Source organism: Dysgonomonas hofstadii (genome assembly GCF_014196915.1).
Lineage (GTDB): Bacteria > Bacteroidota > Bacteroidia > Bacteroidales > Dysgonomonadaceae > Dysgonomonas > Dysgonomonas hofstadii.
In genome coordinates this window covers 157,345-182,964 of record NZ_JACIEP010000009.1, presented here as the reverse complement: position 1 = coordinate 182,964, position 25,620 = coordinate 157,345, and the positions used below count along the sequence as shown (strand labels likewise).

Here is a 25,620-nt window from a genome sequence, read left to right as displayed (position 1 = left end):
TCGCTAATTTTCTTTTGTTGTTTCTGCCTTTACCACTAGTTTGTAAGTACCAGCATAGAAGGCGTATCTTTCAGTAATTTAGGATTCCTGTCATCGAGCTCTTTCCAACTGTTCAGACTGATAAGTATCAGGTCCTGTTTGTTCAGTATGTCGCTGTCGACAGGTATATTCCTGTTCCAAAGCTGGAACAGATAAGGGTTTATCCCTTTTATCGCCCTTACGGCTTTGGTAAATTCCATGGAACTGTCCATTAGTCCGATAGCGTCCCATAGAGTAATCCTTACGTATGAGTTTTCAGCCAGACGTTGCATGAACCTTCCTACAAATATATCATCTTCGCTAAGTATGGGAACGAAAATGTTTCGCATACCTATAGATCCTTTATCAATAAATATGCCAACCGGCATATCGCTTTTCGAAACAATAGTTCTTGTGCCTTCATCGAATGGTGCTGTCATCATTTTGCTCCATTTCTTCTGATTGCCAAACTTCGTCAGAAAAAAGTTTGGAATATGTATCAACCTGTTTGAGAAGCCTAATAAACGTCCCAGCATATTGTTCGAAAAAATGGAATCCTTATATCCTATCAGCAGGAAGTCATATTCCCCTTTGTTTGCAAACTTTGCTACATCTTTGCTGACATCACCTGCCACTTTAAATACTGAGATGATATTCTGATTGAGGCTGTATGCTTCTTCCTCTACAGGCTTAAACATTTCCTTTTCTTCCTCTTCCATCCCGTATTGATATAATAAGTTCCCCTCCGAGAGATACAGCATCGTCAGTTCAGATGAAGTCTGTTTCTTTCGTATAAAACAGTTTGCCAGATATAATAGTTTACGTCCCATCTCGGGATTATCGAAAGATACTAATACTTTATATTTTTTCTCTATTTTCAGCGGTGCAGCCTCTTTTTTCTTAAATATCCTGTCTATCAGATTTAACAGGGGGGAGGTCATAAATGTAGTGGTTAGTGCCATAACCACCATCATGGCAAAAACCTCAGATGTTAATATTCCGAGGTCGAGTCCTATATTCAGTACAACCAGTTCCATCAAGCCTCTTGTATTCATCAGAGCCCCGATGGTAAGGCTGTCTTTCCAGTTGTTGCCCACAAATCTGGCGGCAAGTGCACTACCCATTGTTTTACCTGCGATGGCGAGTACAATAATCCCGAGGCATACCAGCCACAAGCCGGGTTCGTTCAATAGACCTATTTGTGTGCGTAATCCGGTATAGACAAAAAATAAAGGGAGTAGCAAAACCAAAGCTACATCTTCTATTTTTTCGGTGAACAGGCTTCTGAAATTTATATTCGGAGGCATGATCACACCTGCCAGGAAAGCTCCAAACAGGGCATGTATTCCTATGACTTCGGTTGCATAGGATGAGAGAAACAGTACAAGGAAGAATATCCCGATAGTTGATTTTGTGATTATTCTGCTTGAGGGTTGCAGGTCGGCAATCCGTTTAAGGAACGGACGCACTATTTTAAACATGACTACAATGTAAAGTATCGCTGTTAATATAATGAATAGCGAACTGGTAAAAGATCCAGCTTTTACAATCGCGATCACAGCTGCAAGCAGACACCATGCGGTAATATCGTCAATGGCGGCGCAGGTAATGATAGTTGCCCCCAGTGGTGTTTTATTTATCCCTTTTTCGTGTATTATACGTGCCATTACAGGGAATGCCGCTATACTCATGGCAATACCCATAAATAAGGCAAACGGGAGGAATATCGTGCTTTCGTGTGTATAGTTCCCAAACAGATAGTATGCGACTATCACCCCGAATGTGAAAGCTACGATTATACTGGTATGGCTGATGATAAGCGCATCGTTGGCCTTGCTCTTTATTGTTTTCAGGTTAAGTTCCATGCCTACAATGAACATAAATAATATCAATCCTATATGGCTGAGAAACTTTATATTGTCTAAGGATGAATCGGGAAATAAAAATTCGGATGCCTGAGGGAAATATAAGCCCAGAAGCGATGGCCCTAATACCACTCCGGCAAGAATCTCACCGACAACGGTAGGCTGGCCTATTTTCTGGCATATCCATCCAAATAATCTTACAGCTAATAAAATAACAACAATTTGCAACAAGAGTATAGCCATAGGACCAGCAAGGTCGTCAGTGATGTGGCGTAAAAAATTACCCCAGGCAGTATTCTTTGGAGCAAGTCCGTAGACGTTTAATTGTGCTTCCAGATTTATTCTACCCAGCCGCAGCATTAGGTAGACCAAAGCTGAAAATATACTTATAACAGATGCGTAGAATATAAGATTTTTATATTTTTTCATGAATAAAAGTTCTGTTCATAAGCTTTGATTGGCTTTTTGGTGCAAAGATACAATTTTAATGTGACAATTAGGAATGCAGATGTACAGGTAAAATTACTATATTTGAGAAGAAAATTATTCCTCTTGAATAATAAAAAAGGTAATTATGATATTAAAATCTTTAAAATATACGCGTTACAAGGGTGAACCCCGCGAATGGAGCATTGTCGGCAGGGATGGCGGATATGCTTATTTCGAAAATATTAATTTACTGGTAGGTAAAAATGCATCGGGTAAAAGCCGCTCTTTGAATGTGATCAGGGAAATTGCAGGATTGTTTTCGGGACGCACCGATCTTAATGATGTGTTGAGCCCTTCCCAGTATTTCGAGTTGATTTTTAAAGATAATGATATAAGCTATAAATATGCCCTTGAATTTAAGGATCGGAAAATAATAGATGAAATATTGTCTGCCGGGGATAAATTGTTGATCCACCGTTCGAAGGATATATTTCTTAACGCCGATGGACAAAAAAAAGATATAAGTGTAGCGGATTATCAGTTACAGGTTTGTGCCCGCGATAATGATAACAGGCCATGCTTCGGTAATTTTGTGGAGTGGGGGAAGTCTCTGAAGAATTATCTTTTTGCCAATCAGTTCGAAAAAAATAAACAGGTGAAAGATTATACCCGTATGGATGGCGGTGACCCGGGAATTGAGGGGACAGAGGTGCTTATCTACACGTTCTACCGGGGGCATGAATTATATGGAGATGCTTTTGTCTCGGAGATCATTTCCGGTATGCAGGAGCTCGGTAATGCTGTTACCGGCATTGACATATTGGAGCGCGGTGGTACCTTTGGGCTGGCCATAGAAGAGGAAGGGCAGTATATGGTATTGCAGCGGGATATGTCGCAGGGTATGTTCCGTACTTTGGCTTTGTTGATAATGCTCACGTATGCCCGTATGAGTAATCTGTCGTTGTGTATGCTGATTGATGATATGGGTGAAGGACTCGATTTCGAAAGTTCGAAAAAAATGATGGATATTGTCATTAAACGGATAAATAATTCCAACCTGCAGTTTTTCATGACCACAAACGACCGTTATGTAATGAACCAGATACCATTGAAGTTCTGGACGGTGATAGACCGTGTGGAATCGCATAAATCGGTTTTTTATGATTATACCAATTCGAAAGAAAACTTCGATGACTTTAACTATACAGGGCTTAATAACTTTGATTTTCTAACTACAGATTTCTACCGCAACGGTTTTGCAGTGGAAGAAGACGATAACGATTGATGAGACGTATTGCTTTTTTTGTTGAGGGGCAAACCGAGCAGGTCTTTGTGAATCGCTTGGTAAAAGAAATCCTCGGAACACAACAAATAAATATTATCCAGAAACAATTTCGTGGAGGAACGAATATTCCTAAACAGGAAATTGTAAGGAATATGTCGTTTTCCCGCAATCCGAGATTTGAGGTGCTAATCTTTGATTGTGGTGCCGATAACAGGGTGAAATCGGAAATAATGGATAATATAATCAATCTGCGGGAGAAAGGTTATGAGAAGATAATCGGGCTACGCGATCTTTACCCCATTCCTGTTGACGATCTGGAAAGGCTGGAAAAAGGACTTCATTATTTACCTCATAAATTTAAAAAGGAAGCGCCATATTTTGATATTATAATAGCCATTCACGAAATAGAAGCGTGGTTTATGGCCGAAACACATCATTTTCAGAAAATAGATAAGCGTCTGGCTAACGGTAAATTTATACGCGACAGACTGGGCTTTGATCCGTATTTAGTCAATCCCGAACAACGGGTGCATCCGGCCAAGGATCTGGACAATATTTACAGGCTGGTCGGGAAATCATATACTAAGAAATACAATGCTACAGTCCGTGTAGTCAATAAATTAGATTATAACCACATTCGCAATCAGATAAGGTATGATATAGATTCTCTGGATAAATTAATGGGTATAATAGAGAATATTAGAAAATAACAAGAGGTAGCCGGAATAAGATTAATAACGAGTTATCTGTTACGTAATAAAATCTTTTTCTCCCTCACAAATGTTTTCACATCTGCCGGAATCTGGAAATATGAGAAGTTTACAAAAATAGAATCTGTATTTTCCTGAGGTATGTCACAATTGTCTACTGTGGAATATTCTTTTCCTATAATCTTCTTTTCTTTATTGTAAAAGGCTGTAACAGAATTGAACAATGTGTCTGTTTTTATTGCAGTCTTTACTTCAAAAGCAAATATATATTGATTCTTATCAAAATAGTAGACATAAGAGGTGTCGCTGGGGATACCGTCTCTCATCTTGGTTTCAGCAGCTTTTATCAGAAGATTCGATTCATCCTGAAATACCTGGTAAAAACAGTCTATCTCCTGGTTTTCATCCAGAGATGCTACAGAATAGGTTAATACATTCCCTTCAACAATTTCTGAATTTATTTCAGATTTCTGATCTTTCAGTCGGAGATGCATGTCCGGTTCGGGTAATGTAAATGAGCATGAATAGAAAATGCATCCTAAGGAAATGAATATAAGGTATTTCATGTCTGTCCTCTATAAGCATATTTGTTTTAACAAAGATAGTTTTTTATTTGCATATTAAGAAATATTAAGTATTGAAAATTATATTTGTATTCTAAATATTTTCAGGCTATGAAAAGAATATCTATTTTGTTTCTTCCGTTTTTTATTATGTGTAACACTATGGCTGATAAAGTACCTTTTACAGAGGAAAGAATATTAAATGAATTGGATTTGGCTTTTAATCACCACCCCGGAATGTATTTTCCTGTAGCCGATAAGTCTGTTATAAAATATAATTTCTTCCTCGATCTGGAACATGGCTATTGCGAAACGGCAGGAAGCAGGATTCATTTGTATGCAGATTCTTTAGATTGGGCTATAGTGTTCGAAAAGAGTGGCTATCAGAATAGAGGAGGATATGCTACAATAGCACTTGACTATATAGGAAATTGTGTAGACTATATAATTGAAAGATATGAAGAACATGTTCCAGTTCCATATACTTCAATTGCCAATACCAAATATATTTATCTTGTTACAGGAGAAGAATACGAACGTATAAGGAACAGACAGGGAAGCGAAATGGAACAATTTGAATTAATTAGTGATACAATTACTTCGGTAAAAGTGAGAAATCGCGTTGTTAATTTGAAGTATGATCCGGTATTATATGCTGAGATGGGTGTCGCAGGTGAATTTGAGAATCCGCGAAATCTGCTAAGTTATGGAGGTCTTATAAGATATATACATGACACACAGCCAGATGTTGTTCAGGCTACAGAAACAGATATCCGAACAAATATTCCCCGTAATCTCTCCAAGATAATGACTTTGAATAAATTTCATTTCTCTAGTTTTTATGATAAAAAAACATTGCCCAGCAAACAGGAATTATTTCAACTAATTGCTAAAATATTGGTAACGCAGGATTCTTCTTATTGGAAACCGACACAAGAACCAAATAATCATTGGAGAAATTGGAAATCAGGGAATTTATAATATTATGGACAAAGAAAAAATAGAATATATTATAAAGTATTATAGCGATTGTTTAGGAAAAGATAACCTCGCAATAAAATGCATGTATAGCTACCTTGAGAAAGGTGACTTAAATTCAGGAATGGTTCTTCAAACAAATGGTATCCTTAAAGAATCGGGATGGATTTCAGGTAATCAAACATTTGAGTATTTGGTAAAAGATGGAAGAGATGCTTTTGAATTTAGTATTACACAACGTATTCTTTCAAAATATGAGAATAAGGTTTTCTTTAACTACTGTCCTGAATGCGGAAAACGGGCTCGTACTCCTTATGCGAAACAATGTAGGTATTGTCTTTATGATTGGCATGATCGGGGATAGTATTGAGGTTAATGAATTTCTTGAATATTTATCTATAGTATTTTGAGTAGACAGTAGTCGGTAGGCAGCAGGCAGTAGAAGTGATCTTTGAAATAAATAAAGTTGACAAGTAAACGAGATACAAGTAAACAAGTTTTTCGTTTTTTGAGATTTAACTATGTTTCTCTCTGTTGACCGTTGGTTGTAATCCGATGATTTATATACATAGCGGATCTAAAATCCGCACTTAAAAACTTCCGGATTGCAAATCCGGAAGAACGGGAGATTATTGAAATAGTGGGAAAAGTGTACGGTTTGTACTGTTTTAGTTAAAATATCAATTGCCTCCTGCTTTAGTTGGAGGAATACAAAAGACATTTCTTTTATTATTTTCATCCTCCAGCTAAAGCAGGAGGCAATTGATTAAGAAGGGAGAAAAAAGATGTGTAAGTTTTGCCAGGTTTTAGTTAAAAAGCTATTAGCTATAAACTAATAGCTAAATGCTGCAAAAGTGTAATCTTTGTAACTTTTTTGTTAAAATAAAAGTGATACAGTAGGTTTGCCGGAGGCTGATTTATGAAGGTGGAATTTAAACAGACCCTTGATGTGTTTAAATATTAAATGATTTGTTTTGTTATGTGTTGGCCTAAATCTGTTACCTTTGTTTGTAATTAATGATGAAAATATATCTATATGAAATATAATATAGTCGAGAAATATAATCTTGATATAATTGGAGCACAAAAGCGCATAAAAGATGTCGTGAAAGAAACCCCGTTGCAATATATAAATACGCTGTCGCAATATTTCGAGTCGAATATATACCTCAAAAGGGAAGACTTACAGGTTGTACGTTCCTATAAATTAAGAGGCGCTTATAATATGATTTATAGTCTCGATAAAGAAATTCTGGCTAAAGGGGTGGTCTGCGCCAGTGCGGGCAATCATGCTCAGGGTTTTGCATATAGCTGCAATAAACTTGGAATAAAGGGTGTGGTTTTTATGCCGAAGATTACACCAAGGCAAAAAGTAAAGCAGACCAAAATGTTTGGTAACGGCTATATCGAGATTGTACTTACAGGCGATACATTCGATGATTGTGCACAAGCTGCAAAAGAATATACAGAGTCGAATGGGATGACGTTTATTCCTCCGTTCGATGATGTGCGGATAATTGAGGGGCAGGGTACTATCGGCATTGATATACTGAAACAGATGGGAGAAACCCGGATAGATTATGTTTTTATCCCGGTTGGCGGCGGCGGCTTATGTTCAGGGGTTGGGGCTTATATCAAAAAATATTCTCCCGATACAAAAATAATTGCCGTCGAACCTGAGGGTGCTCCCAGTTTGAAATCGGCATTTAAGGCCGGACATCCGGTAACTTTGGTGCATATCGATAAATTTGTGGACGGGGCAGCCGTGAAACGGGTAGGGAATATAACCTATGATATTTGCCGGGAGGTTGTCGACGATATTTGCTTGGTTCCTGAAGGAGAGGTCTGTTCTACTATCTTGAAATTATATAACGAGAATGCTGTTGTTGTAGAACCGGCTGGCGCATTGAGTATTGCAGCATTGAATCATTATGCACCGGAAATAAGAGGAAAAAATGTGGTTTGCATTGTTAGCGGGAGTAATAATGATATAGATCGTATGCAAGAAATAAAGGAGCGTTCGCTTATTTTTGAGCAGTTGAAACATTATTTCATAATCCGTTTTCCTCAGCGGGCAAATGCTTTAAAGGATTTTGTGAATAAAGTATTGGGTGAACGGGATGATATTGTCCGGTTCGAGTATATGAAAAAAAATGAAAAGGAGAATGGGCCTGCTCTTGTTGGCATTGAGCTGGAAACTATAGATGAATATAATAATCTGGTAGCCCGTATGGTAGAGTACGGATTGGATTTTACGGTGTTAGACCCGGATAGTGATCTGGGGCGTTATATAGTATGAATTATTAGGTCTTGAAAAATAGATCGTTATAAATTATATAAATAAAAGTTTCTGAATTTGTTTGGGGAAACAAAAAAAACTCCTACATTTGCATCGCTTTTGAAGGAAAGCTGCGTGCTTGAATGCACTGGAGAGATGGCAGAGTGGTCGATTGCGGCGGTCTTGAAAACCGTTGAACTGCGAGGTTCCGGGGGTTCGAATCCCTCTCTCTCCGCGGAAAGGCTAAGACAAAATAAGCCAAAAACAAGAAAAGTCCTACAAATCAGTGATTTGTGGGACTTTTTCGTTTATCCCCATTTCATATAGAAGCCATAAAAAAGCCATTTTTTGACATAGCTGCGTAACCTATTCGTAACCTATTGTCAAAAAATCAAAATAGGTTACGATTTGTCTGATTTAGGCAGTTTAAAGTCTATTTTTGGAAGTCTGTATTTATCTCATTATTTGATTGTTGAATGTATTTTTGAAATTAAATTTTGAGTTATGAAAAAGACGACATTCAGTATCCTTTTTTATGGAAAAAAGAATGGATTAAAAGCAAACGGCAAGATGCCGGTTATGGGACGAATTACCGTTAATGGAAAATCGATCCAGTTTGGAACAAAGGTTGATGTTGATCCTAAATTATGGAATGTAACGGCAGGTAAACTTGTCGGAAAAACACAGGAAGTCATTAACACAAACTCAGTGCTTGATAGTATCAAAGCAACGATGACTAAGATTTACAGAGAACTACTCGAAAGAGAAGTTTCTGTTACCCCTGAACGTATTAAGAATATCTTCTTTGGTGTTGAAATTCAACAGCAGATGCTGCTTGATCTTTTTAGGAAGCATAATGAAGATGTTGAGAAACTGATCGGCATAAATAAAAGTAAGGCTACTTACCAAAAATACGAAGTTACCAGAAAGCATCTGACTTCTTTCATCAAAGAAAAATACAACCGTTCGGATGTTGCCTTAAAAGAAATCGACTTTATTTTTATAACTGATTTTGAGGTTTACCTCTTGACCACAGCTGGATGTAATCCGAATACAACAGCCAAATTTATGCAGTTTTTCAAACGAATTGTTCTTATAGCTAGGAATAATGGCTGGTTAAAGAGTGATCCGTTTATAAATTATAAGATCAGGATTAAGAAAGTCGATCGGGGTTATTTAACACAAAAAGAAATTGAGTCTATCATCAACAAGAAGATAACGATAAAGCGCCTGGATCAGATTCGGGATATTTTTATTTTCTCATGTTTTTGCGGGTTGGCTTACATTGATGTAAAAAATCTGCGGAAAGAAAATATTCGTATATCATTTGATGACAAATTATGGTTAATAGGTAAAAGAGAAAAGACAGGGGTGGCTTTTACTATTCCTTTGCTTGATATTCCTCAAAAAATCCTGAATAAATATGAGGGAGCATTATCTGATGATCGTGTACTTCCGGTTCCAAGTAATCAAAAGGTAAATGCATATTTGAAGGAAATTGGCTCTTTATGTGGAATTGATAAGGAGTTGAGCTTCCACCTAGCCCGGCACACATTTGCCACTTTGACTCTTTCTAAGGGAGTATCGATTGAGAGTGTAAGTAAGATGCTGGGGCATACTAATATTCGAACAACTCAAATATATGCCCGTATCACAGATTCTAAGATAAGTAACGACATGGATGATTTTGCTTCAAAAGTAAAAGGACTTAGTGATAAATTTGCCGTAAATCAATAAAACTTAAATTATGGAAACAGGATATATAAAATTCAGAGACATAGACTCCAATAAGCCCATTGTTGAAGTAAAAATAGTAGATGGTACAGTCTGGATGACAGTAAATGAAATTGCTGATCTGTTGGGAGTATATGCCGCGACAGTTAACAAGCACCTCAAAGTTATATTTAAAGAAGATTTATTGAAAGAACCGAATGTAACAAAAGAATACAGGTATAGCCGAAATGAAAAAGAAGAATATATTCGCACCTATTATAATTTAGAGGTTGTCATTTTCTTGAGTTTCCGTATTCAATCTTTATACACTAAAACTTTTCGGGAATGGGTATTGAATGCTTTTCGGGAATATAGCAAAGAGAAAAAGCAACATGAAATAATCGTGGTATTTGAGACCAACACAGGAAAGACTTCACTTAAAACTTTGAATTGAGATGGAACTACAGATTATTCAGAATAAGATATTCGAAATAAGAGGCATGCGTATCATGCTTGATTTTGATCTGGCAGAACTGTATCAGGTAGAAAACAAAAATCTGAAAAGAGCGGTCAAACGGAATATTGAAAGATTCCCTGACGATTTTATGTTTGAACTGACAGCGGATGAATGGGAAATCTTGAGGTGCAATTTTGGCACCTCAAATTGGGGAGGAACACGCTATCTACCTTTTGCTTTTACAGAACAAGGTATAGCGCAATTATCCAGTGTATTGAACAGCCCTTTGGCTATTCAGGTAAATATCTCAATAATTAGAGCTTTTGTTACGTTAAGAAAGTTTGCTTTAGGCTATGCAGAACTTAATCAAAAGTTAGAAACATTTATGCTCGAAACCAATATGCAGTTTAATGAGATATATCAGGCTCTGACAGAATTAGCCACTACTAGAGAACAGGAAAGTAAACCACGAAAACGTGTCGGATATATACAAAATGAAGAAGAGGAGCAATAGCTCCTTCCTCCGTAATAAATTAAACAGTTACGAATAGTAACTGTTTTTTTATGTCTGTACTTTTGGGTGTAAAAACCATTATTATTAATAGCTAACGTTACCTTATCTACTACCCTTTTCAACTCAATATTCCAATTTGTTAATTAATAATCAATAGGTTGTGAAATATTTCACTATTGGTGTTTTTTGCCAAAAAGAGAAAGTAAATTAACAATTTTGATAAACGTATAGATATTCCACCGTGAAATTGTTATAGATTAATGCAAAAGTGGAAGTAATTCTGTGATAATGGAAGAATTGGAAAAATACGGATCTTTTCCGATGGAATTATTTCTTCTTTTGCTAAAGAATGACATTAGCTATGATTGACTCAGATCAGTTCAAAATCCAACTTGAATACATTCGGATTTATCGACATTTGATAAACCCGAATATCTGAGTTTAATTTTCTGGCTAACAAAGTTATCTCTTCTCTATCTTCTCGACTGATATTTACACCCAAATAGAGAGCAGCAAAACACTCAGTACCAATTGTCGGATAAGCGCGAACTTCTTTCCAATCAATCACTTCGTTCTCGTCTTTGGGTTCATAAGGCAGATGCATATCCATACATATCATATTAGGACCAAAAATAAACATTCTGACCTCTTGTTCGTGTGCCCATTCTTTGCCTTTCGTTAATATCTGATAAAGAAAAAAATCTTTCTTCCCTGCAAAAAAATCTGGTTTCTCGATAATATCCTTATATTCTACCTCATAAGGTGGAAAAACCATTGTTCCAAGCATATAGTTAATGTATAGTTCGATATTTTGAACATCCACTCCGATGCAAACGCCCTCATGTTTATTGTAGTAACTCCACATCAATATTGAATCAAATACTTTTGAAAGACAACAAATCCATGCTTCATCTCTATTTCTTTCGTATGGATTAATTTTTAACGAAATAGTGTTTTCTTTTCCCCAAGGATAAGCTTGTTCGGTAGTAATTTTAGAAAAATCTATAAGCGCCGGATGACAATCAAACGGATCATTAAATTTCGTAGCATTGGTAAACTGCAAATTACTGTTTAAAAGCATTGCTTTTGCACCATTTATGTCGAGATATTTATACAACAACCTCTGTTCATTTTCTTTTGAATTGGTTTTAGCATCTATCATGTGGTATCTCTTATATTATCAAAAGTAAATGGAAAATAGCAGGATTTCCCCATTGTACTCCTTCTTCTTTTATTATTTGTTAATTACGGTAGCGGCTTCGAAAACCAATTTTATCAAAATTGACATAAATGCCGATCCCCTCGAATGCTTTTTTAATTAATTAGTACATTCCATTTTATAAAATTATGTCATCTTCTTTCAATAGTGCAAAAACCTTTAATACACCGGGGACCTGAGCTGGTTCCTGCTTATACATCTCTAAGTCGAAAAATTTCACTGCTGCAATTTCATGGCTTGGCTGTATCTTCTCTGTTAAATCATATCGAAAAGTGTCCTGTTCCATTATCAATTCAGGACTTTCTCCGTATGCCGGAGCTGAAATATGTTTGTAACTTTCAATTTTGTCGGGTTGTAAATCAATGTTTAATTCCTCCCTAATTTCTCTAATAAGCGCTTCTTTAGGTGTTTCCCCTTTATCTACTTTTCCTCCAGGCAGATACCATGCATTCTTATTATTACTGTATGCTAAAAGCAATTGATTGTTCTTTGTAACAACCAGTCCTGCTGTTAATAATATCATTCTTATCCTTTTTTTATTATAGTCTAATGATTGAAAAATTGCTTTGTCTTTAAATTATATTAAGTCAAAGTAAGATGGACTTAATTACATTCTTATTGAACTTCTCTGTAAAATTCAGCGATATATTCTTCCATAAATGAATGACGCTTTGCTGCTATCAGCTTAGCCGATTCAGTATTCATCAGATCCTTTAGTTTAAACAACTTATCATAAAAGTGGTGAATACTTGAATTCTCTTTCTCTTTTTCATCAGGACTATATAGAATTCGATTCTTACTACCACCATATGCGAAACAGCGTGCAATACCAATTGCTCCGATAGCATCCAAACGATCTGCATCTTGTACAATTTCTGCTTCTATGGACGAAGGTTTATTTCCTTTACTGAAAGAAACCTGAGAAACAATCTCGACAACTCTGTCTATAATTGATTGTTCAATAGCCAAGGATTTAAGAAATATGCTGATTAACTCCTCTGACTTATCCACCCCATTATGGAGTTTATGATCGCCAAGATCATGCAACCAAGCTGCCAGTTCAACCAGAAAGCTATCTGCATGTTCTGTTTGCAAAATCTTTCGGGTATTAATAACTACACGTTCTATATGATAATAATCGTGTCCCGTTCCTTCTTTGAGAAAAATATCTTTTATATATTCCTGCGCTTTTATTAGAATATCTTTATTATCCATCCTTTTACCTATTGAAAAATATCCATAATCGTAAATTCGCACTCTTTGGATTGGTGTTTATTAATCTGGGGAACAAGCTGTCTGAAATGCTCTGTCTGACAATGTCTGTCCAATGCATCATGATCCGGCCACTCTTCAATGAAGATAAAGTGTGTTTTATCGTCCTGATCTATATAAAGGTTATAATCTATACAATCTTTTTCCAGTTTAGTCTTAGCAACTAATTCAGCATAAAGAGGTTTTACGATTTCCAGATACTCTTCTTTAATAAAATCTTCGGCTATAACTTTTATCATTGTTTGAATTATTATTTACAGATACTTATTTCTCCCTACAAATATACAGAATGAGGCAGATAAAAGAGTAAGTATATTCTCCCCTTTTCTATATAATCAAGCTGTTAGAAAAATTATATTGATTATTTTTTAGCATTTATTCACTATAATAAAAGAGTATTCTATATCTTTATACTTGGAATCAGCTAATTAAGTAATTATCTATGAAATCACGCTTTAATAAAATTCTGAAAGGCATCTTTCTGACTTCTTTAACATCTATTGTTGCTGCTACAAATACCGAAGCCTCTAACTATGATATCAGTAAACTGAGTCTGGATAATGGGAAAAAAGAACCGGAAATAAGTCCTAAAAAAGATAATTCTCAGAAATTTGTATTGAAATTTCAAGATGATAATTCTTATCTCATTGCAGGACATAGAAGCCACAGATCACATTCTTCACATAGGTCGCATTCTTCACACCGATCGAGCAGTTCTACTTATTCGGGTAGCTCCAGCAGGTCTTCTTCGTCATCATCTTCTTCCTATTACTCTTCGCCTTCTACAGGTTCGTCTACGGGAACATCCAATGCAAAACCTTCAAGTAGTAAATCTACAGGCAGCAGTAGTTCGTCTACCACAAATGGAACATCATCAACTTCAACTAAAAAGACGATCTCAACAACAGCTGTCGGTGAGAAACTCAATTTGGGCGATAGAATCTTAAAAAAAGGAATGACAGGAACGGATGTTACACAACTAAAGAATATCTTAATTGATAAAAAATACTTATCAGGATCTTTTGCAAAAGGAACTACTTTATTCGATAATGAAATAGAGAAAGCTGTTATTGCTTTTCAAAATAAGATAGGTATAGATGCAGACGGCATTGTAGATACACAAACTGTTTATTTTCTGAAAAAATAATTAGATGACTGATTTTATACAAATAACAGAGAATACAGTTCATTTTTCAGTTGATACTCTGATTTATAATGATACAGTTATATCAAAGGTACTATATTGGCTGACTGACTTATACCTGATAAATCGAAATACTTCAACCGATACAATCCAATCTATTGAGCTCAAGAAGACAGACGGTATTTTTACTCAAGAAGAGGTTGATCAGTTAGAAAGAAAAATCAATCAGGACTTTATCGATTACAAAGTTCGGGATATTGTCGGACAAGAAACAAGGAATATTCGAGATATTCTTTATGTCAAGGCCTTTGCTAATAATGATGAGTTTGAAGATTACATGCTAACCGAAGAATAATGTATTACTTATTACCTTTTCGATTTGACCGCATCGACAATAATGAGATTCTAGTTAATGAAGTTGGGGATTTTCTGATTACTCCTGTTGGCACGGCTAAAAGAATTGCACACAAAGAAATTCGAACGAACGAAGAACTGTATAAAGATATGATTTCTTCATTTTTTATCACTGAAACACCGATCCCGTATTTAATAGATAATCTTGCAGCCCGACTAAGAACAAAGAAATCCTTTTTAGATCATTTTACATCCTTACATATATTTGTGTTGACCTTGCGATGTAATCAAAATTGCATTTATTGTCACGCATCCAGTAAAGAGTGCTACGGCTCATTATATGACATGAGCAAAGGCACAATGCTAAAATCCATTGATCTGATGTTTAAATCGCCTTCGCCTTCAATAACAATGGAGTTTCAAGGCGGAGAACCTTCTTTGATGGCTGATTTATTATTTTTCGCAATATCAGCTACACAAGAAAAGAATATCATTTGCCAGAAAGAGATTACTTATGTTTTGTGTACTAACAGCGTAAATCTGACCGATGAGGTTTTATCTATCTGTGCAACATACAAAGTCCTGATATCGACATCTCTTGATGGTCCCGAGGAACTGCATAATCACAATAGAGGAAAGATTGATAGTTACTCCCGTGTCGTAAAAGGAATTGAAAAAGCCCGAAATATTTTAGGTATAGATAGAGTATCAGCTCTAATGACAGCTTCTGAAGAATCAGTTAATCATCCCGAAGAAATTATTGATGCATATATAGACAACGGTTTTCATAGTATATTCTTAAGAGCCTTAAATCCTTATGGTATGGCTTCCCAATACGCAGATTGGAATGAATATTATGATCGGTTCATTGTTTTTTACAAGAAGGCATTGGATTACATTATAGACTTAAATAAAAACGGTACTTACTTTATAGAAGAATTCACGTCCTTAATTTTGAGAAAGATATTGACTCCTTTTTCTATCGGTTTTGTAGATCTTCAATCTCCGGCAGGAATTATCAATAGCGTGATTGTATATAACTATGATGGTTATGTGTATGCTTCAGATGAATCCCGAATGCTAACCGAGCATGGAGACAATACTTTTCGTCTTGGACATGTCAATGACACCTACGAAAATATATTCTATGGAAGAAAAGCTCAGGAGATAGCATTGATCTGGGCAAACGAAGCTATTGCAGGCTGCTCGGAATGTGCTTATCAATCTTATTGCGGAGCCGATCCTGTAAGAAATCACTCTACGCAAGGGGATATGTATGGCTTTAGACCAACATCTTCCTTCTGTAAGAAACATAAACAAATAATACAACATATCTTTTCATTATTGATAAACAGAGAAGAAGAGGTATTGCCTATATTCAAACGGTGGATTAATAATAGTGTCGGATGATTAAAACTGAATTAAATATTAACTCTAATGATAACTCCCTGTTTGTTACAGCACAATGTAATAATAGGTGTCTGATGTGTTCACAGCCTCCTCTGAATAGAGATGATATAGACTTATTGTTTGAACGTAATTTAGTTATTATAGAGTCTGCTCCTTCTGAATTAACTGACATTGGAATAACAGGAGGAGAACCTACTTTATTAGGAGACAAACTCTTTTTGTTAATAGAAAAAGTGAAGGAAAAACTACCCAAAGCCCAAATACATATACTATCCAATGGACGTGCTTTTGCAAACCGTGCCTATGCAAAGAAACTTGCTAATATTCGATCTGATAGATTATTATTGGGAATTCCTCTACATTCCGACTACTCGCATGATCATGATCATATTGCACAGGCAGCAGGATCATATAATGAGACGGTAAAAGGATTATATAATCTGGCTGAATTTAATATTCGAATAGAACTCCGTATCGTTATCAATAAAATAAATTACCAGCGTCTACCGCAGTTATCGAATTTTATATACAAGAATCTACCGTTTGTCACTCACATCTCTTTTATGGGATTAGAGGATACTGGCTACAGCATAAAGAATCACGAACGAGTTTGGATAGCTCCAATTGATTTTCAAGTCCAACTAGAGAAAGCTGTAATTAACCTTGCAACATGGGGATTGGATGTCTCTGTTTTTAATCTGCCTCTTTGCTCTTTACCTTTGTCGTTGCATGAGTTTGCCCGTAAATCAATCTCGGATTGGAAAGTAAAATATCTGGAGGAATGTAGCTTTTGTTCAATGAAGGATATATGTTGCGGATTATTTGCTACATCTAAAGGGGAATACAAAATAAAACCAATTATTTAATAAAATAGGTCTCTATGGAAAAAGTGTCCTTGTATATTCAGGACACTTTTATACGTTTTTGGAATTATAACTTTTCAATTAATTACTATTTAAGTCAAAAATGTTATTTAGTTCCTTTAGGTTTTAGTTTCGGATTATTACCCGGAGTCTCCTTGTTGTCACGTCGACGTTTATCTACTTCCCCTGTTGATTTAGCGATTGGTTTTGGTCCTGGCTTTAAATTTCCCATGATAAATAATTTTTAATGAATTAACTCCTTAAATTTAATTCTTTTTTTTAGAATATCATTGTATAATGAGTGAAGATTCAGTCTGTTCTTTAATAGTTTATTATTTTAATAAACTTAATTTTCGTTCTAAATTATACTCATTAGTAATAAGGACATCACGAGCGCTTGATCCTTGAGTTGGGCCTACAATACCAGCAGCCTCCAACTGATCCATTAATCTTCCTGCCCTATTATACCCAATACTAAATTTACGCTGGATAAGCGAAGTTGAACCTTGCTGATGTATAACGATTAACCTGGCTGCTTCATCAAATAAAGGGTCTCTGTCATTTAGGTCAATATTGCCAATATTATAATCTGAGTAACCGATATATTCAGTGTATATAATAATTGAAAAAGGGTCCAGTTTCTACTTGAAAAGTATACCATTTAGGAAGGATTTTCAAAGAACGTAAAAGCGTTATTTAGTTAGCTCTTTTGATAACATTTTTTCAGTTTCTTTAACACGATAGGATTGTCCGTTCATGTTTATTAAATGTGCTTTGTGTGTCAGCCGATCTACCATTGCAGCCACCAAAACCTTGTCTTTTACGATTTCTCCCCACCTATCAAAAGCCAGATTTGTTGTGATGATTGTTGCTTTCTTTCCAGCCCTGAGTGACAAGTGGTTAAATAATAACTCCCCACCTTCTTTATCGCAACTTACATACCCAAACTCGTCACAAATCACTAAATCGTAGCGTTGAAAACGTAGTTCCAACTGCCTCAGACTCTTCTGCGAACGACATTCTCTAATCTGAGTTAGCAGGTGTGGGACAGAGGTGAAAAACACTGTACAGCCCTCCAAACAAGCTTTTATTCCTAGTCCGATGGATAAATGTGTCTTGCCAGTCCCAGGATTTCCACAAAAGACGATGTTGCGCCCTTCCTTGATAAAATCTAAGGTTTCTAGCTCAGGTAGAACAAGTTGCCCTTCTTTAGGGAGTTCTTCTCTAACCAACTCCTGAAGATATTTAAGCTCTGGAAAACCAGCTCTTCGGATGCGTTGCTTGCGCTTATTTTCAGTTCTAAGGGCAACTTCTTTGCTTAGAAGCTGGCACAGAAGCGTTCTGTAAGTCCAGTTCTGCTCTGTTCCAAGTGTAATAAAATCGTCTAATTCGTCTTTTATTACACTGATATTTAATTCTTTGGCATAGTCTTCTATGCGCTCTTTTTCTGATAATTCTTCCATGCTTTTAGTCTTTAAATTAATGTTTGTAATTGTCCATCATTCGTGATAGTGTAGATAATATTTGAAGCGAACCATCCTCTATATCAGCCGATTGTTCCTTGTTTACTTTGGGATGTAAAAGATTTAGAACCTCGTCTTTAGGCTCTTTTAGGGCGTGCATCATGGTCTTTATTTGATCGGCTGATACTTGGTTGATGCCTCTAAATTTTAAGTCCTGATAAGCTGTTACAATATCTAAATCCGTAAAGCCTTGTTCCATTGCGTATTGAAGCAATAAAACAAAGTCCTTTGGCTTGTCAACAAACTGTTTATTAAATAGTTGTTGTATCGCCTCAGGCATCTTTTGGAGAGCCAAGGAGCTATGCACAGCTCCTGGTTTACGCAACAAAGTGTTTAGATAATGTTCTAATTTTATGCTCCAACCTGCTGGATAGTAGATGCGTTCGTGAACTGCTATCTTTTGATTTTGATAGAGCATGACGAGTTTTTCGGAGTAGATTTTCACGTCCACCAACTTGCCCACCAAGGTATCTGGAACGGAGTAATGGGAAGCTTTCATACAAATAGTTGACCACTTATCTACCTTGTAAGTCTCTAACTCAAAGCACCCCATCTCATTATGGCAAGCTCTAAGCGCAGCCAACTCAGCCTCCAGTTTAGATTTTTTGCCCACAGTAGAAGAGCTACCTTCTTCTGTATTGATGCGCTCACAAGTTGTTGAGAGCTGATCTTGCGCCTCTTCCAAACTCTCGAAGCGTAGAAGAACGCTAAAAGCTTTGCGACGAACATACTCCACGCTACGTTCCACATGTCCTTTTTCCCAGCCTGCACGCGCATTACAGAAACGATAATGACATTGATAAAAGTTGCTTAAGCGAAGTAAAGCTTCGGTAGGCTTCTTTTCTGCGCCTACAAACTCCTTGATAGCCACACGCATATTGTCGTAAACCATCACGCTAGGAGCACCACCAACTTCTTTAAAAAAGTTGCGATGAGACTCCATGAAAGCCAGCGTATTTTGATGACGAAAGAGCCAAGCATAACGCCCATTGCTATGGCTGAAGGTAAAAACAGCCATATAAAACCTCTGTTGCTTGCCTCTAATGTAAAGCTTGACCTCGCCCCAATCGAACTCACAACTCTCACCAGGAGGATGGTAGCCACGAATAAAGGCTTCTTTTGAGGAAGGAAGAGTCTTGCTCTTAACCTCTTTGATATATTTACAAACTCCGGAATAACTGACCTTAAATCCTTTGGAAAGAGCTAGGTCATAAATATCTGTACCTACCATACATTGCTTCCTGAGACCATTAGCTCGTTTACGAGCATTATCCTTAAGGCAACTGTCAATCAGTTCTTGCAAGGCTCCTGTAATCACTTTACGCTTACGAGACGAACTATCATAAGCAGGTTTACGAGTCAAAAGAGTCTCCAGAGAAGCTTCTGGATCAGCTGAAGAAAGAGATGCTTCATATTCACTAATAACCTTAGCTACAGTCTTACGATTAATCTCTAAAGTTCTGCCTATAGCTCGTTTACTATAGCCCAGAGTGCGATACATGTGTATTATTTGTTGTCTATCCACCATTGTAATCATTTTATCCTTTGTGTGTTTATAATCAAAGACACAAAGGAGTTTATAATGTTAGTAATTGTTAATAAGATAGACTGGTTTTAACTTACAGTGAAAAGAAAAACAAGTCAATCTTACTCCCTTAGGTGGTATACTTTTCGAGTAGATTAGTGGGGTACTTTTGGATTATTATTTACACCGTTTACACATAGAATAAATAAAATATCCCGGGAAATTGTAATTATCTTTTTTTCTATATTTTCTTTATGATTTATATTTATAACTGCACTTTTTTTTATATTCGGAAAATCCAATATCCGAAAAATTTCGGATACAGGGTAGACACTTGCTCCTGTATTGGTTATAAACCCGGATTGAAGTTGTATTTGTGATGTTGTATTCGCCATATTCAAATAAGTTGAATTTTATTAATAGTCACACTCTGTTTAATTATTAAAAAATGATGATTTGTTTATTCCCAGCATCTTTTTTATCCAATGGCTATTCATTTCGGCGCGGCTTTCCATAAAAAGGTCGAAAACAAATATTTCTTTGATAGTTGCACTTTGCAAAGAAAGACTGCCCAATAAATAAGGGAAGACGCATAAACAAATGATATGGACAAATAAATCATAAGGAGATTGCTCGTTTCGTAGATTTCTTAATACATCGTCCTCCATCATTTTAAAATATTGATTCAGTAATGATTCTCTGGAATTCGTATATTTCTGATATTGTACAAAAAAGACAGAGGAAGGTAACTCACCTCCTAAATGCTTAAGATAAAATTGATTCACTTTTTCCGGATTATTCTCTATGTCATTAAGTATATACAGAGGTAGGTTACGGTTACCTGAGAGCATCTTATCAGAAAAAGCGCATATAAGGTCTATTTTTTGTTCGAAATTTGTATTCGGGTTATTGATTATATCCTTGACGCCTTCCAGAAGTTTTACTGTTGAATCTTTCATGACCACCTCGAAAAGAGATTCTTTACTCTCAAAATATATGTTTATTACGGATGTGTCGATATTAACGGCATCCGCAAGATCTTCAATTCTTGTCATTTTCAGTCCTTTTTGGTGAAAGACTTCACGTGCAATATCTATTATTTTATTTTTTATGCTATCGTTATATTCCATGAGCTGATTTTTTATATACATGAAATTTCCATATAATTAGTAGTACCTTTCATTGAATGAATTTACAAGTTCGACATAGGTTATGTCTTCCCGGATCAGAAACCTAATTTTATGTTCCCTTGCCAACCATCCCAATGCATAGAAAATCATTACATCTTTGTAATTTGTTAACTCACCAATCTCTCTAAGGGAAAGTTGTTCCTGCTCTGATAATATCTGCCAGATTACTCCGGCATTGATTCCAATATCATTTTTCAACATACGCTTGTAAATTTAAATGTCTCTTAAACCTGTTTGTTTTATAATTGATATCGATTATATATTTGTTGATTTCATATCTGACACAAAGGTCGGATATTTAGATAAATAACTAATATTCATTTTTTGTGTATATATGTTCAAAATCTTGTTTTATTTAATATCTTCGTATTTTTTATTAAGAAATATATTCTGATTTTGATGAATGAGAATGAAAAGAAATACGCAAAAATATCTTTGGAGGATATTGTAAGCCAGAACTCGATACCGGGTATACAGAATTTCATTATCTCGGAAGAAAAGATGTATGTAAAGAATTCCTCCGTCAATTTTCAGAATTCGTTCTTCGATCTGAAATATCCGCATGTTTGCGAAGGGATTGGTTTTGCCATTTGTACAAAAGGAAAAGCAAGGGTCAGGATTAACCTTCGCGAATACCAGTTAGAATCCAGTTCAATTATTGCATTGCTGCCAAATTACATTATCCAGATTTTAGAGCAGGATGAGAATTTGGAAATTGAGTTTCTATTTTTCTCTTTTGATTTTGTTTCCGATATCAAAATGATTACCGAAGTTGAGTTTATTGAGAAAGTGCAACGGGCTACTTATTTGAGAATTGATGAAGAAACAGCTCTGGATCTTCTGGAATTTCATGCTTTCATTGTAAGGCAGTATAAAAAAACAAATTATGATGAAGCAATTATGAAGAACCTGCTGGTTGCCTTGATGAATAAAGTTTTGCTTATTCATCATGAATCAGGAAAGGGAGAAAAAATGGAGTCTTTGACACATAAAGAGGAGATATTTCAACGCTTTTTGGGACTATTATTCAGATGTTATAAAAAAGAACGTACAATTAAATTCTATGCCGGGGAGTTATTCCTTACACCCAGTCATCTAACAAAAGTGATTAAAGAAGCGAGCCGGAAATCTGTTTCCCAGTGGATTGACGAGATGGTTATTATGTCTGCTAAAGCCATGCTCAAAAGTTCGGACATGACTGTATCGCAAATATCAGAAGATTTAAATTTTTCAAATCCCTCTTTTTTCGGTACATATTTTGAAAAGAGAACAGGATATACTCCTTTACAATATAAAGAAAGCTAATGTTATAATATTTAGTCTATACTATAAAATATATTAATGGTTGGGTGCAGAAAGACGAAGATATAGATACTGCTCTAAGGATATTGAAAGGACGAACAGGGTTAGGCAGTGTATACCTTATGCAATTTAACGGCTTCGGAAAAGGAAACCAAACTAATAAGGAAGGAAATAAAATGATACCTGAAACTTTAGGTAAACATACAGATAAAATATTTCAGCTATTTGTCACCCGTTTTATTTCTACTTTACACTTGTAAGATATAAAGATATCATTATTGAAGATCATAAAAGTGATATTTACCCCTGAGTGATTTAGATCGTATTCCAAAACTTTACACCGGCCATAATGGTATGATAGAAAAGTCGATAAGTATTATTCAATCACTTATCGACTACTAGCTATTATCTAAAAAAATTATTCTTCCCGATTTGAGAGCAATTTATGGAGGCATACTTGGAGAACCAATAAATAAAGGCAACTTTTATAAAAAAAATGCTTTCTTTCAGTCTGATAAAAAACTTGATGAATGGAAAGTTCTGAACACGTATCCAAATCCTTATTTTCAATATGGAACTTATCTATTATAAGGATAAGTAAGATTGTCAATGCTTATATCAATAAATACTTTTCTTACAATTTAAAATTTACCTTAAGTCTAGGCTATGAACACACTACAATATTAGAAGACAATAAAGACTATTCAATAAACATTAAACATTGTCGATTTTCTATTATTCTCTATGTCAATCCCTATTGTATTTTGATGAGAATTGGAATAGTTTTAAGGAAAAATAGATCAGTAGTTTAACTCTGAATCATTATTTCTTTGCATTTAGAAAAATGATTTGCAGATGTATATAAATGCTATCGGATATTACAGAAGAGAAGATTGCTTGAAAAACAATATCAAGCACGAAATGCAGACTCGGGAAGAAGACATCCGATCTTACCACAATGCGATAATCCATTCGTTGCCACACCTTCCATATGATCTGACAGCAATAGATCTGATCATATTCATGTCGGATACAGGAGCCGATGAGATCCTCTGTTTTATAAAAAAAGAGTTTAAATCATTGAATATAAATATATTAACAGCACTTTCAGACTCCACCATAATCAATTCTATTGAATTGATTAATTCATATTTTTTATCGAAGTTGTCAAACAAAGCATTACTGATTTACGTAGCAGAAGAGGTTGTCACTTGTTTCTTCTCGAATGAAAAGGTTGCAGCGAAAGAAGGTCGGGTGATCAGTATTTCTCATGCCCCTATCGAGCACAAACGATCAAGATCTTTATACATGAGTTATGCCAAGTCGATGTTGGAAATGAATGGATACTTTCTTTCCGATTTATCTTACTTAATATTTAATGATTCGACGGATAAAGTAATCAGAAATGCCATTAATTCTTTAAATATTCCGGAAGATAAGGTTTTAGTAAATACAGATAAACCAATAAGTAAACCCATTGACTCATTTTTAGCTTTAGCCCAAAACTATAAAAACTTTAAAACAAATGATCTTATTTATATCCTCGTTTTCAGGGAGCGTATCCTCATGGGTTCGTTCCTGTTGGAAATAGAATAAACATTATATTTTGAAATATGCATAGAATAAAAAATATGAAAAGATTATCACTATTTATTGTTACCACACTATTCTTCAATACATTTATTATGGCACAAGATAATATACTAACGCTGGATGAATGTATTAGGATAGGAATAGAGAATAACTTGTTGCTTAAAAGCCAATCGGAAGAAATCCGAAAAGCCGGCTACGAACACTCCGCAAGCCGGACCAAATTATTACCTGTAATCAACGGCTTTGGAAATTTTACAAATAATGTAGATGTAGGTACCAGTGTTACTGATGGATCCCGGATGGGAACCATGTTAGGGATAGATATGCCCTATATGACAACACAAGGCTTGAGATACAATACCTCGGTAGGGGCACAACTCTCAATGCCTTTATATAACCAAACCCTCTATACCAGTATCTCTATAGCTGAAAAGATGAAAGAACTGACACACTATTCATACGAAAAGGCGAAAGAAGATATTACCATCGAAATATGCAAAATATATTATTTGGCACAAACAACTGTTGAGCAAATCCGGCTGACGGATGAAAATATAGATCGCCTGAAAGCATTGGCCGATATAACCCGTGCCTTCTTTGACAACGGTATGGCGATGGATGTGGATCTGAAACGTGTTAATATCAATATAGAGAACCTAACCGTACAGCGCGAAAATGCAAAAGCAATGTACCAACAGCAACTGAATTTACTGAAATATATATTGGATCTGCCTTTAGAGTCTGATTTTGGACTCGTATATGTCAGTGCTGACGAAATGACTGTGCCTGAATTGTCCGGTTTATCGAAAGATCTGAACGAGTTTAAAATACTCTACTCACAAAAAAATATAGTCGAAAAACAAAAGAAAGCTATTAATCAGGGCTACATTCCCACATTATCATTAGTGGGGCAGTTATCCTATACGAACTATACCGATCATTTTGATAATTATTTCCATTCCAATAGCTCTAACAGCCTGAATAAATGGTACAATTCTTTTTATTGGGGCGTATCTCTCAATATCCCGATTTTTGACGGATTCAGCAAACGGATGAATCGAAAAAAAGCAAATTCGGACTATATAAAAATAAGATTTCAGATTGAAGATACGGAGAAAAAAATGCAAACACAATATGATAATACAATTAATGACTGGCTGAATAATTATAGGAATTACACCAAACAAAAAGACAATTATTCGTTGGCCGGGGATGTATATAAAGTTACAGCCGACAGATATAAAGAAGGAATAGTATCGATGACTGAACTATTGCAGGATGAGATGAGGCTGACCGATGCGCAGAATAACTTTATCAATGCACATTATAGTTGTAGGATTACCGAGTTGCAGCTGTTGAAGTTGACAGGCAAGCTGGACGAGCTTTCAATCAAATAAATTCCGTTTAATATAAAA

25 protein-coding genes, 1 tRNA gene and 1 pseudogene are annotated in these 25,620 nt (G+C 35.6%); 16 read left to right on the top strand and 11 right to left on the bottom strand.

Translation table 11 applies throughout. The features are described 5' to 3' along the window. Nucleotides 1–35 precede the first annotated feature (35 nt). On the bottom strand, nt 36–2,312 hold the full coding sequence (locus GGR21_RS13505) for a cation:proton antiporter (RefSeq protein ID WP_183307759.1): 2,277 nt from the start codon (nt 2,310–2,312) through the stop codon (nt 36–38). A 145-nt stretch (nt 2,313–2,457) separates the two neighbouring features. Here GGR21_RS13505 and GGR21_RS13500 point away from each other — a divergent pair, with 145 nt between their 5' ends. Both GGR21_RS13500 and GGR21_RS13495 read left to right on the top strand, forming a co-directional pair. Further along, entirely contained in the window at nt 2,458–3,597 is a 1,140-nt protein-coding gene (locus GGR21_RS13500; protein WP_183307758.1) for an ATP-binding protein, read from the top strand. Further along, on the top strand, nt 3,597–4,307 hold the full coding sequence (locus GGR21_RS13495) for a DUF4276 family protein (RefSeq protein WP_183307757.1): 711 nt from the start codon (nt 3,597–3,599) through the stop codon (nt 4,305–4,307). The genes GGR21_RS13500 and GGR21_RS13495 overlap by 1 nt, the downstream gene beginning before the upstream one ends. A 32-nt stretch (nt 4,308–4,339) precedes the next feature. Here the strand turns inward: GGR21_RS13495 and GGR21_RS13490 are convergent, their stop codons facing one another. Then, nucleotides 4,340–4,873, bottom strand: coding sequence for a hypothetical protein (locus tag GGR21_RS13490; protein ID WP_183307756.1), 534 nt, complete (start codon nt 4,871–4,873; stop codon nt 4,340–4,342). A 108-nt stretch (nt 4,874–4,981) separates the two neighbouring features. Between GGR21_RS13490 and GGR21_RS13485 the strand changes: the two genes are divergently transcribed. The 7 genes from GGR21_RS13485 to GGR21_RS13455 all read left to right on the top strand — a co-directional run bounded on the left by GGR21_RS13485 (nt 4,982) and on the right by GGR21_RS13455 (nt 10,810). Further along, entirely contained in the window at nt 4,982–5,851 is an 870-nt protein-coding gene (locus tag GGR21_RS13485; protein ID WP_221233002.1) for a DUF7003 family protein, read from the top strand. 4 nt (nt 5,852–5,855) lie between these two features. Next, nucleotides 5,856–6,212, top strand: coding sequence for a hypothetical protein (locus GGR21_RS13480; protein WP_183307754.1), 357 nt, complete (start codon nt 5,856–5,858; stop codon nt 6,210–6,212). A gap of 672 nt (nt 6,213–6,884) precedes the next feature. Beyond that, entirely contained in the window at nt 6,885–8,147 is a 1,263-nt protein-coding gene (ilvA, locus tag GGR21_RS13475; RefSeq protein WP_183307753.1) for a threonine ammonia-lyase IlvA, read from the top strand. 129 nt (nt 8,148–8,276) lie between these two features. Then, nucleotides 8,277–8,361 (top strand) — tRNA-Ser (locus GGR21_RS13470). 269 nt (nt 8,362–8,630) lie between these two features. Next, nucleotides 8,631–9,863, top strand: coding sequence for a site-specific integrase (locus GGR21_RS13465; RefSeq protein ID WP_183307752.1), 1,233 nt, complete (start codon nt 8,631–8,633; stop codon nt 9,861–9,863). Nucleotides 9,864–9,873: 10 nt separating this feature from the next. Further along, complete coding sequence (locus tag GGR21_RS13460) at nt 9,874–10,293, top strand: hypothetical protein (protein ID WP_183307751.1); 420 nt, start codon at nt 9,874–9,876, stop codon at nt 10,291–10,293. A gap of 1 nt (nt 10,294) precedes the next feature. Then, nucleotides 10,295–10,810: an ORF6N domain-containing protein gene (locus GGR21_RS13455; protein ID WP_183307750.1), complete on the top strand. Its 516-nt coding sequence runs from the start codon at nt 10,295–10,297 to the stop codon at nt 10,808–10,810. 370 nt (nt 10,811–11,180) lie between these two features. Here GGR21_RS13455 and GGR21_RS13450 read toward each other — a convergent pair whose 3' ends face one another. The 4 genes from GGR21_RS13450 to GGR21_RS13435 all read right to left on the bottom strand — a co-directional run bounded on the left by GGR21_RS13450 (nt 11,181) and on the right by GGR21_RS13435 (nt 13,540). Further along, nucleotides 11,181–11,972, bottom strand: coding sequence for a DUF2971 domain-containing protein (locus tag GGR21_RS13450; protein ID WP_183307749.1), 792 nt, complete (start codon nt 11,970–11,972; stop codon nt 11,181–11,183). 175 nt (nt 11,973–12,147) lie between these two features. Next, nucleotides 12,148–12,552, bottom strand: a complete 405-nt coding sequence (locus GGR21_RS13445) for an NUDIX hydrolase (RefSeq protein WP_183307748.1) — start codon at nt 12,550–12,552, stop codon at nt 12,148–12,150. A gap of 92 nt (nt 12,553–12,644) precedes the next feature. After that, nucleotides 12,645–13,244: an HD domain-containing protein gene (locus GGR21_RS13440; protein WP_183307747.1), complete on the bottom strand. Its 600-nt coding sequence runs from the start codon at nt 13,242–13,244 to the stop codon at nt 12,645–12,647. A gap of 8 nt (nt 13,245–13,252) precedes the next feature. Then, complete coding sequence (locus tag GGR21_RS13435; protein WP_183307746.1) at nt 13,253–13,540, bottom strand: putative quinol monooxygenase; 288 nt, start codon at nt 13,538–13,540, stop codon at nt 13,253–13,255. Between the two features lie 203 nt (nt 13,541–13,743). Between GGR21_RS13435 and GGR21_RS13430 the strand changes: the two genes are divergently transcribed. From GGR21_RS13430 to hxsC, 4 genes are read left to right on the top strand one after another with little or no spacing between them, the layout of a single operon-like run. Beyond that, nucleotides 13,744–14,448: a peptidoglycan-binding protein gene (locus tag GGR21_RS13430; protein WP_183307745.1), complete on the top strand. Its 705-nt coding sequence runs from the start codon at nt 13,744–13,746 to the stop codon at nt 14,446–14,448. 4 nt (nt 14,449–14,452) lie between these two features. After that, nucleotides 14,453–14,800 (top strand): His-Xaa-Ser system protein HxsD, encoded by a 348-nt coding sequence (gene hxsD / locus GGR21_RS13425; protein ID WP_183307744.1) that lies wholly within the window; start codon nt 14,453–14,455, stop codon nt 14,798–14,800. After that, nucleotides 14,800–16,209 (top strand): His-Xaa-Ser system radical SAM maturase HxsB, encoded by a 1,410-nt coding sequence (gene hxsB, locus GGR21_RS13420; protein ID WP_183307743.1) that lies wholly within the window; start codon nt 14,800–14,802, stop codon nt 16,207–16,209. The genes hxsD and hxsB overlap by 1 nt, the downstream gene beginning before the upstream one ends. Next, nucleotides 16,206–17,075: a His-Xaa-Ser system radical SAM maturase HxsC gene (hxsC, locus tag GGR21_RS13415; protein WP_183307742.1), complete on the top strand. Its 870-nt coding sequence runs from the start codon at nt 16,206–16,208 to the stop codon at nt 17,073–17,075. Before hxsB ends, hxsC begins: the two co-directional genes overlap by 4 nt. A 329-nt stretch (nt 17,076–17,404) precedes the next feature. Here the strand turns inward: hxsC and GGR21_RS13410 are convergent. The 5 genes and pseudogenes from GGR21_RS13410 to GGR21_RS13390 all read right to left on the bottom strand — a co-directional run. Further along, nucleotides 17,405–17,680 (bottom strand): annotated as a pseudogene (locus tag GGR21_RS13410) (DNA translocase FtsK); the annotation flags it as partial. Between the two features lie 84 nt (nt 17,681–17,764). Further along, nucleotides 17,765–18,535 (bottom strand): IS21-like element helper ATPase IstB, encoded by a 771-nt coding sequence (gene istB / locus GGR21_RS13405; protein WP_183307741.1) that lies wholly within the window; start codon nt 18,533–18,535, stop codon nt 17,765–17,767. A gap of 16 nt (nt 18,536–18,551) precedes the next feature. After that, the gene (gene istA, locus GGR21_RS13400; RefSeq protein ID WP_246348078.1) at nt 18,552–20,123 is read right to left on the bottom strand and encodes an IS21 family transposase; all 1,572 of its coding nucleotides are present in this window, start codon (nt 20,121–20,123) and stop codon (nt 18,552–18,554) included. 431 nt (nt 20,124–20,554) lie between these two features. Further along, nucleotides 20,555–21,250 (bottom strand): TetR/AcrR family transcriptional regulator, encoded by a 696-nt coding sequence (locus GGR21_RS13395; protein WP_246348077.1) that lies wholly within the window; start codon nt 21,248–21,250, stop codon nt 20,555–20,557. A gap of 36 nt (nt 21,251–21,286) precedes the next feature. Next, on the bottom strand, nt 21,287–21,511 hold the full coding sequence (locus GGR21_RS13390; RefSeq protein ID WP_183307738.1) for a winged helix-turn-helix domain-containing protein: 225 nt from the start codon (nt 21,509–21,511) through the stop codon (nt 21,287–21,289). 198 nt (nt 21,512–21,709) lie between these two features. Here GGR21_RS13390 and GGR21_RS13385 point away from each other — a divergent pair, with 198 nt between their 5' ends. The 3 genes from GGR21_RS13385 (at nt 21,710) to GGR21_RS13375 (ending at nt 25,602) form a co-directional block, all read left to right on the top strand. Beyond that, nucleotides 21,710–22,615 (top strand): helix-turn-helix domain-containing protein, encoded by a 906-nt coding sequence (locus tag GGR21_RS13385; RefSeq protein ID WP_183307737.1) that lies wholly within the window; start codon nt 21,710–21,712, stop codon nt 22,613–22,615. Nucleotides 22,616–23,467: 852 nt separating this feature from the next. Then, nucleotides 23,468–24,208, top strand: coding sequence for a hypothetical protein (locus GGR21_RS13380; protein ID WP_183307736.1), 741 nt, complete (start codon nt 23,468–23,470; stop codon nt 24,206–24,208). A gap of 35 nt (nt 24,209–24,243) precedes the next feature. Further along, a complete protein-coding gene (locus GGR21_RS13375) occupies nt 24,244–25,602 on the top strand; it encodes a TolC family protein (protein ID WP_068187284.1) in 1,359 nt (452 codons plus the stop codon). Nucleotides 25,603–25,620 lie beyond the last annotated feature (18 nt).

Excerpts from the sequence above, each read along its gene's own strand:
- GGR21_RS13495 (WP_183307757.1), top strand. The coding sequence starts at position 3,597 with ATGAGACGTATTGCTTTTTTTGTTGAGGGGCAAACCGAGCAGGTCTTT.
- GGR21_RS13490 (WP_183307756.1), bottom strand. The coding sequence starts at position 4,873 with ATGAAATACCTTATATTCATTTCCTTAGGATGCATTTTCTATTCATGC.
- hxsB (WP_183307743.1), top strand. The coding sequence starts at position 14,800 with ATGTATTACTTATTACCTTTTCGATTTGACCGCATCGACAATAATGAG.
- GGR21_RS13385 (WP_183307737.1), top strand. The coding sequence starts at position 21,710 with ATGAATGAGAATGAAAAGAAATACGCAAAAATATCTTTGGAGGATATT.
- GGR21_RS13480 (WP_183307754.1), top strand. The coding sequence starts at position 5,856 with ATGGACAAAGAAAAAATAGAATATATTATAAAGTATTATAGCGATTGT.
- ilvA (WP_183307753.1), top strand. The coding sequence starts at position 6,885 with ATGAAATATAATATAGTCGAGAAATATAATCTTGATATAATTGGAGCA.
- GGR21_RS13395 (WP_246348077.1), bottom strand. The coding sequence starts at position 21,250 with ATGGAATATAACGATAGCATAAAAAATAAAATAATAGATATTGCACGT.
- GGR21_RS13435 (WP_183307746.1), bottom strand. The coding sequence starts at position 13,540 with ATGATAAAAGTTATAGCCGAAGATTTTATTAAAGAAGAGTATCTGGAA.
- GGR21_RS13380 (WP_183307736.1), top strand. The coding sequence starts at position 23,468 with ATGTATATAAATGCTATCGGATATTACAGAAGAGAAGATTGCTTGAAA.
- GGR21_RS13465 (WP_183307752.1), top strand. The coding sequence starts at position 8,631 with ATGAAAAAGACGACATTCAGTATCCTTTTTTATGGAAAAAAGAATGGA.
- GGR21_RS13375 (WP_068187284.1), top strand. The coding sequence starts at position 24,244 with ATGAAAAGATTATCACTATTTATTGTTACCACACTATTCTTCAATACA.
- hxsD (WP_183307744.1), top strand. The coding sequence starts at position 14,453 with ATGACTGATTTTATACAAATAACAGAGAATACAGTTCATTTTTCAGTT.
- GGR21_RS13485 (WP_221233002.1), top strand. The coding sequence starts at position 4,982 with ATGAAAAGAATATCTATTTTGTTTCTTCCGTTTTTTATTATGTGTAAC.
- GGR21_RS13450 (WP_183307749.1), bottom strand. The coding sequence starts at position 11,972 with ATGATAGATGCTAAAACCAATTCAAAAGAAAATGAACAGAGGTTGTTG.
- GGR21_RS13505 (WP_183307759.1), bottom strand. The coding sequence starts at position 2,312 with ATGAAAAAATATAAAAATCTTATATTCTACGCATCTGTTATAAGTATA.
- hxsC (WP_183307742.1), top strand. The coding sequence starts at position 16,206 with ATGATTAAAACTGAATTAAATATTAACTCTAATGATAACTCCCTGTTT.
- istB (WP_183307741.1), bottom strand. The coding sequence starts at position 18,535 with ATGGAAGAATTATCAGAAAAAGAGCGCATAGAAGACTATGCCAAAGAA.
- GGR21_RS13390 (WP_183307738.1), bottom strand. The coding sequence starts at position 21,511 with ATGTTGAAAAATGATATTGGAATCAATGCCGGAGTAATCTGGCAGATA.
- GGR21_RS13430 (WP_183307745.1), top strand. The coding sequence starts at position 13,744 with ATGAAATCACGCTTTAATAAAATTCTGAAAGGCATCTTTCTGACTTCT.
- istA (WP_246348078.1), bottom strand. The coding sequence starts at position 20,123 with ATGGTGGATAGACAACAAATAATACACATGTATCGCACTCTGGGCTAT.
- GGR21_RS13440 (WP_183307747.1), bottom strand. The coding sequence starts at position 13,244 with ATGGATAATAAAGATATTCTAATAAAAGCGCAGGAATATATAAAAGAT.
- GGR21_RS13500 (WP_183307758.1), top strand. The coding sequence starts at position 2,458 with ATGATATTAAAATCTTTAAAATATACGCGTTACAAGGGTGAACCCCGC.
- GGR21_RS13445 (WP_183307748.1), bottom strand. The coding sequence starts at position 12,552 with ATGATATTATTAACAGCAGGACTGGTTGTTACAAAGAACAATCAATTG.
- GGR21_RS13460 (WP_183307751.1), top strand. The coding sequence starts at position 9,874 with ATGGAAACAGGATATATAAAATTCAGAGACATAGACTCCAATAAGCCC.
- GGR21_RS13455 (WP_183307750.1), top strand. The coding sequence starts at position 10,295 with ATGGAACTACAGATTATTCAGAATAAGATATTCGAAATAAGAGGCATG.